Origin of the sequence: Sphingomonas montanisoli, from assembly GCF_008274695.1 — a bacterium.
In the GTDB taxonomy this organism is placed as follows: Bacteria; Pseudomonadota; Alphaproteobacteria; order Sphingomonadales; family Sphingomonadaceae; genus Rhizorhabdus; species Rhizorhabdus montanisoli.
On record NZ_VTOU01000015.1, the window covers coordinates 1 to 1,043 of the forward strand.

General features: G+C 66.7%; 2 protein-coding genes. Both read right to left on the minus strand.

Annotated elements, in window-relative coordinates; genetic code table 11:
• On the minus strand, positions 1–584 hold a 584-nt coding region (locus FYJ91_RS20460; protein WP_219822629.1), incomplete at its 3' end, for a hypothetical protein.
• A partial coding sequence (locus FYJ91_RS20465; RefSeq protein WP_219822630.1) for a hypothetical protein occupies positions 554–1,043 on the minus strand: 490 nt, incomplete at its 5' end. The genes FYJ91_RS20465 and FYJ91_RS20460, both read right to left, overlap by 31 nt.

A 1,043-nucleotide genomic window follows, 5' to 3' on the forward strand; every position in this document is an offset into this window, starting at 1 on the left:
ACCTGAAAGGCGACGCTTTCATTCTGGCGAGCGCAGGGCTCGCCGATATCGCTCGACGGCTCACCTGCCAGCGACGATTTCCGCCCGTTGCTGATCAGCGCCGTCCCGCCCGTCGCGCAGATCTTGCCATTGCCGTTGGCACTGGTGATCCACAGGACGTAGTCGCCCGGCGTCAGCGATGTCGTGGTGACGACGTCGGCGGGGCTGGTGCTGTTCGGATAATAGTTGAACGGGTTCGCCCGCTCGATGCTCGCGCCCTTGATCGGGTCGGTAACCAGCACGTCGTTTGCGAAGCTGGTCCACGCGAAGCCCGGCGGCGAGGCTGGAAACAGGTTCGTCTTCGGGCTGGCGCGCGAGAAAGTGAACGCGGTCGCGAACGGGATCGAATAGGTGCCTGTGCCGAAGTCGAAACTGTAAGCTGGCGCCACGGCATCGGGCGCAGGGGCGCCCACGGCGACTGCGCCCGGCGTGATCTGCGCAAGCGCAGGCGAGCCGATCAGCGCGGCCCACAGCAGGGCCACGGCGGCGATGACGAAGCGGATCGCACGCATGATCAGGACACCCGCGACAGTGTGACGTTGCACGCCGTCGTGCCCGACAGGGTGACGTCGACCACGGCGCCCGCAGCGATCGGCCACACCGTCACGTCCGCGCTCGTCTTGGCGACGATCGTCATGGGCGTCGACCCATCTGGGCCGATCTGCCGGAACGTCACGGTGCCGTAAGCCGAGCAGGACTGCGCGAGCGAATAATAGCCGCCGTTCGCGACCGTCTTGGCGGTGGCAGGCGTATTCGCCAGCGCGAGCGTCATCGGCGCATCATTGCGCACGGCGGTGATGGGGAGCGGGTTTGCGGCCCGGACGACCTGCGCCTTGCCGGTACCGTCATCATAGGTCATCGCCTGGCTGGGCACGCTGCCTGCCGGCGCGGTGATCGCGAGGCCAGTCGGGCCAGCCGCCAAGATCGGCGCGCACACGCTTAGCGCGAGCAGCGCAATTGCTGCCCGGATCATCATCTTCATCGGAAGCTCCTTCGTTTTGGGG